The sequence below is a fragment of the Streptomyces sp. UH6 genome, from assembly GCF_013421635.1.
In the GTDB taxonomy this organism is placed as follows: domain Bacteria; phylum Actinomycetota; class Actinomycetes; order Streptomycetales; family Streptomycetaceae; genus Streptomyces; species Streptomyces abyssomicinicus.
The window spans coordinates 1-5,442 of sequence record NZ_JACADT010000349.1; the positions used below are offsets into that span (position 1 = coordinate 1).

Annotated in this window: 6 protein-coding genes and 1 pseudogene; all 7 read right to left on the bottom strand. The window is 72.4% G+C overall.

Features of this window, described 5'->3' with window-relative positions:
* A pseudogene (locus HW445_RS17310) lies at positions 1-184 on the bottom strand (hypothetical protein); the annotation flags it as partial.
* A gap of 84 nt (positions 185-268) precedes the next feature.
* Positions 269-739 carry a Dps family protein gene (locus HW445_RS17315; RefSeq protein ID WP_180221912.1) on the bottom strand — a complete coding sequence of 157 codons (471 nt, stop codon included), beginning with the start codon at positions 737-739 and terminating at the stop codon, positions 269-271.
* 145 nt (positions 740-884) lie between these two features.
* Complete coding sequence (locus HW445_RS17320; protein WP_151775230.1) at positions 885-1,262, bottom strand: helix-turn-helix domain-containing protein; 378 nt, start codon at positions 1,260-1,262, stop codon at positions 885-887.
* Positions 1,263-1,398: 136 nt separating this feature from the next.
* A complete protein-coding gene (locus tag HW445_RS17325; RefSeq protein ID WP_180221913.1) occupies positions 1,399-1,950 on the bottom strand; it encodes a CinA family protein in 552 nt (183 codons plus the stop codon).
* Positions 1,947-2,663: a CDP-diacylglycerol--glycerol-3-phosphate 3-phosphatidyltransferase gene (gene pgsA, locus HW445_RS17330; RefSeq protein WP_180221914.1), complete on the bottom strand. Its 717-nt coding sequence runs from the start codon at positions 2,661-2,663 to the stop codon at positions 1,947-1,949. Before pgsA ends, HW445_RS17325 begins: the two co-directional genes overlap by 4 nt.
* Positions 2,660-4,177, bottom strand: coding sequence for a 30S ribosomal protein S12 methylthiotransferase RimO (gene rimO, locus HW445_RS17335; RefSeq protein ID WP_180221915.1), 1,518 nt, complete (start codon positions 4,175-4,177; stop codon positions 2,660-2,662). The genes pgsA and rimO overlap by 4 nt, the downstream gene beginning before the upstream one ends.
* A 103-nt stretch (positions 4,178-4,280) precedes the next feature.
* Positions 4,281-5,114 (bottom strand): helix-turn-helix domain-containing protein, encoded by an 834-nt coding sequence (locus HW445_RS17340; protein WP_180221916.1) that lies wholly within the window; start codon positions 5,112-5,114, stop codon positions 4,281-4,283.
* Positions 5,115-5,442: the final 328 nt, after the last annotated feature.

Genomic DNA, 5,442 nt, shown 5'->3' on the forward strand with positions numbered 1-5,442 from the left:
CCGTGGCGACGACGACCCCGGTCGCCCGCTCCTTGGCCACGCAGTGCACCGGCAGCAGGCTGACGCTCCACCCCGCGAGCACCACGCCCGCCTCGACCGCCCCGGAGGCCCGCGGTGCGAGGGCGAGCCGCAGCGCCGCCCACCACCACAGCAGGCCCAGCGTCACTCTCACCGCCGTGCCCATGGCGTACCTCCCGCTCCGCCCGGACGGATCACGCCCGGCACCGGCGAGCCCGGCGGCCCGGCCGCCACCGCCCGGACCGGAGGCCTACCCGTTCTCCGCCTGGAACATCCAGTGGTGCTTCTCCAGGTCCGCGGTGATCCCGATCAGCAGGTCCTGCGTGATGGGGTCCGGCTTCTCCGTCGCCTCGACCCTCGACCGCATCCGCCCGATGACCGCCCCCAGCGCGTCCACCATGGTCCGCACCACGTCGCTGTCCTTGATCCATCCCTCGGACACCGTCGCGATGCCGGACCCGGAGGCCACCGTGGCCGCCCGCCCGTCCGGGGAGATCCCGAGCGCGGAGGCCCGCTCGGCCACCGAGTCGGAGTGCGCCCGGGCACTGGTCACCACGTCGTCGAGCTGCAGGTGCAACGACCGGAACCGGGGGCCGATCACGTTCCAGTGGACCTGTTTGCCGACCAGCGAGAGGTCCACCAGGTCGACCAGGGCGCCCTGGAGCGCTTCCGAGACCACCCTGAGGTCCTCGTCCGGCAAAGGGCTCTTGACGACGTACATGCGTTGCTCCTCGTCAGCCGACGTGTCCCTCCACCATGACCGCACCCCGACGACACGGCAAACGGGGCGTATCCGCACGATGTGCGCATACGCCCCGCTGTTCGTTCCGGCCGTGTCCCGTCCGGTTGCCTCGGGACCGCCCGTGTCAGGCGGCGACCACGTCGACAGCCTCCGCGGGCGCCTTGATGGTGACCCGCTCCGGGGAGACACCCGTCACGGAGACGGATCCCAGCATCGGGCGCACCGGAGCCGGCACGGAGGAGTCGGTGGCGGCCGCGGACCGGGCCAGCTCGGCGAGAGCCAGCTCGTCGCTCACTTCCCGCATGAGTTCGGACATCCGCACGTCCAGCGCGTCGCAGATGGCGGCGAGCAGTTCGGAGGACGCCTCCTTCTGCCCGCGCTCCACCTCGGACAGATAACCGAGCGAGACCCTGGCGGACGAAGAGACCTCGCGCAGAGTACGGCCCTGGCGCTGCCGCTGCCGACGCAGCACGTCACCCAGCAGGCGACGGAGCAGAATCATCGGTGGCTCCCTCCTCGGACCGCGTAGCCGCATCCTTCTCGCCCCACCGTACCGCCTCGCGCCGCGGCCGTGCGGGGAGCGATGTCGTGTTCACTCAGGGCTGCAAACATCAGATCCCCCCGTTCTGTTCCGTATCCTATGCCCGCTCGTTTCCTTGCCGTTGGTCCGTCTGCGCCGCGCCTCGGGCGTCGAGGAGCTCTTCCAGGAGCAGTGCGAGCACGTTCCGCGCGCTCTCCCTACGAATTTCCGCCCGTGTGCCGTTCAACCGCAGAGCGCGTACTTTCCCGCCCGCGGACGCATCCACGCCGTCCGTCGCACCCGGCGCACCACCGGCGACGGCGACGAAGACGGTGCCGACCGGCCGGCCGTCCTGCGGCTCGGGTCCGGCCACCCCGGTGGTGGCGATCCCCCAGTCGGCGCCCAGCGCCCGCCGCACGCCCTCCGCCATCTGCCGCGCGACCCGCGCGTCCACGGCGCCGTGCTCGGCGAGCAGCCGGTCGTCGACTCCCAGCAGCCGGTGCTTGACCTCGGTGGCGTAGGCCGTCACCGAACCGAGGAACGCCTTCGAAGCCCCCGGGACCTCCGTCAGCTCGGACGCGACCAGTCCGCCGGTGAGCGACTCGGCGACGGCGACCGTCTCCCCGCGGTGGGTGAGCATCAGGACGACCTCGGCGGCCCCGGGCGTCATGCCGTGCTCCCCCCCGACGCGGCGCGCCGCTCGGCGATTCCCCGCCGGCGCAGCACGATCGCCTGACGGACGTAGTCCAGACCGGTGACCACGGTGAGCGCCACCGCCACCGCCATCACCCACCACCGGAGGGTGGCCAGCGGCCCGGTCAGCGCGAGGATGTACATGCCGACGGCGATGCCCTGGGTGAGCGTCTTGAGCTTGCCGCCCCGGCTGGCCGGGATCACCCCGTACTTGATGACCAGGAAACGGATCACCGTGACGCCGAGTTCCCGGCCGAGGATCACCGCGGTCACCCACCACGGCAGCTCGTCCAGCCAGGACAGGCAGACCAGCGCCGCGCCCATGATCGCCTTGTCGGCGATCGGGTCGGCGATCTTGCCGAAGTCGGTGACCAGGTTGTAGGTGCGGGCCAGGTGCCCGTCGAAGAGGTCGGTGAACATCGCCACCGCGAACGCCGCCCAGGCGAACGAGCGCCACGCGGGGTCGTACCCGCCCTCGGCCAGCATCAGCATCACGAAGCCGGGCACCAGCACCAGCCGGAACATGGTCAGCAGGTTGGCCACGTTCCACAGGCTGGCCTCGTTCACCGCGGCCGCCGCGATCTTCCCGCCTCTGGCCGCCGGCCTGGCGCCCAGGGGCTCGACGGGCTCCTCCATCAGGACCTCCGTCTCGGGCGAGGCGCCGGCGGCGGACGCCGGTACGCCGGTCATCCCGCGGCCTCCGCCAGGTCCGCCCGGGAGACCGACGCGGACGCCTCCGGCAGCGGGCCGCCCAGCGGCTCGGCCACCAGGTCGACGCCCTCGGTGGCGATCACCTTCGCCTCGACGAACTGTCCCACCCGCAGGCCGGCGGCCTCGGTCAGCCGGACCTGGCCGTCGGTCTCCGGCGCCTGGTGCGCCGCTCGCCCGTACACGCCGTCCTCCTCGTCGACGGATTCCACCAGCACCCGGACCGTCTCGCCCACGCGCTCCTCGGCGCGCTGGGAGACGAGCTCCTCGGCCAGCCGGGAGATCCGGGCCAGACGCTCGGCAACGACGTCCTCGTCGAGCTTGCCGTCGTACCCGGCGGCCTCGGTGCCGTCCTCGTCCGAGTACCCGAAAACGCCGATGGCGTCGAGGCGGGCGTTGTTGAGGAAGCGCTCCAGCTCGGCCAGGTCCTCCTCGCTCTCGCCGGGGAAGCCGACGATGAAGTTGGACCGCACACCGGCCTCGGGCGCCTTGGAGCGGATGGTGTCCAGCAGCTCCAGGAAACGGTCGGTGTCGCCGAAGCGGCGCATGGCGCGCAGCACGGCGGGCGCCGAGTGCTGGAAGGAGAGGTCGAAGTAGGGCACGACGCCCGGCGTGGACGTCAGCACGTCGATCAGGCCGGGACGCATCTCGGCGGGCTGGAGGTAGCTGACCCGCACCCGCTCGATGCCGTCGACCTCGGCCAGCTCGGGCAGCAGCGTCTCCAGCAGGCGGATGTCGCCCAGGTCCTTGCCGTAGGAGGTGTTGTTCTCGGAGACCAGCATGACCTCCTTCACGCCCTGCTCGGCCAGCCAGCGCGTCTCCCCCAGGACGTCACTGGGACGGCGGGAGATGAAGGAGCCGCGGAACGACGGGATCGCGCAGAAGGAGCAGCGCCGGTCGCAGCCGGAGGCCAGCTTCACGGACGCCACCGGGGAGCCGTCCAGCCGGCGCCGCAGCGGGGCCCGGGGCCCGGAGGCGGGGGCCAGGCCGTCGGGAAGGTCGGCGGGGGCCGGCTCGGTGTCCACGGTGCCGTGTCCGGGCAGCGCGACGTCGGTGGCCGCCTGTCGCTCCGCGGGGCTGATCGGCAGCAGCTTGCGCCGGTCCCGCGGGGTGTGGGCGGCGTGGATGCCGCCGGAGAGGATGGTCTGCAGCCGGTCGGAGATGTCGGCGTAGTCGTCGAAGCCGAGGACGCCGTCGGCCTCGGGGAGCGCCTCGGCGAGTTCCTTGCCGTACCGCTCGGCCATGCAGCCCACCGCCACGACGGCCTGGGTCCTGCCGTGGTCCTTGAGGTCGTTGGCCTCGAGGAGGGCGTCGACGGAGTCCTTCTTGGCGGCTTCGACGAAGCCGCAGGTGTTGACGACGGCGACGTCCGCGTCCTCGGCGTTCTCCACGAGGTGCCAGCCGTCCGCCTCCAAGCGGCCTGCGAGCTCCTCCGAGTCCACCTCGTTACGGGCGCAGCCAAGGGTGACGAGTGCGACGGTACGGCGTTCAGGCATGGGCTCAAGACTACTTCGTTCCGTCGGCGTCCCACGCCGACGGGGTTGGCCCGGCCGGGCCAACCCCGTGTGCGCGCACCCTCGGTCCCCCTGGAGGGCGGCCCTATCCGGCGGCCGGGTCGCCCTTGGTGTACGACAGGCGTTCCACCTGGCCGTTCTGGAAGTCGTCCTCGATCTTCTCGCCGTTGACGTGCAGCTCGAGGGCGCCGGCGTTGCCGAGGACCAGGTCGACGCGGGTGTCGTCCTGGAAGGTGCGGGAGTCGCCCTCCTCGAGGACGCCGTCCCACAGGACGCGCCCGTTGTGGTCCTTGGCGGAGATCCAGCTGCGCCCGTCGGGGGCGCTCACCTTCACCTCGACCTTGTCGCGCGGCGCGGCGGCGATGGCACTCTCGGTGGGCTCGGGCGCGGCGGGCTTCCCGGTGGGCTTCCCGGTCACCGAGACACTGGGCTCGGGGCCCTCGGCGACCTGGGCGCGGTCGGTCCCGTCGCTGTCCCCGCCGAAGGCGGTGAAGCCGACGAAGCCGATCACGGCGACGATGGCGGTGACCATGGCCGCGGTCCAGTTCGGACCGCGGCGCTCGGGGCGGATGCGTTCCGCCTCGAAGAGCGGAGCGGCGGGGGTGGGCGCCGGGCGACCGCCGTGCCTCTTGTCGTAGGACGCGATCAGCGGGGCCGGGTCCAGGCCGACCGCGCGCGCCAGGGTCCGGATGTGGCCACGGGCGTAGACGTCGCCGCCGCACGGGCCGAAGTCGTCCTCCTCGATGGCCTGCACGATGGCGACGCGCACCCGGGTGGCGTTGCTGACGTCGTCGACCGACAGCCCGGCCGCCGTGCGGGCACGCCGGAGGGCGTGGCCGATCGGCGGAAGGTCTTCACGGTCCTTGTCGAGGTCGTCCTGGAACGGACGCTCTTCTTCGGAGGGGTTGCCGAGGGACACGGGGGCGCCTTTCGAGGGTGTGGCCACCTGTGCTGGAGGTTCAGTCTAGGGGGGGTGCGAAAGGGTGGGGCAAGCGGGCGACGGCGGTTTGTAGGCCGCCGGGTGGGCACCCGCCTGTGCCCGGTTCGACGTGCGAGGGCGGGGAACGGTTGCCCTGCTTCCGTTACGGGAGGATCACGGTGAACCGGCCTGCCGGGCGGGGCCGGCGGGACGTCCGCCTTGATGATCCCCCACGCCGCCCCCCTTCCACGTCCGGCTCTCGCCAAACCACCCGAAGGGCGCTCGGTCACCGCACGGTTCCGCGGCTCGGGCGCCCCGGCGTCCTCCT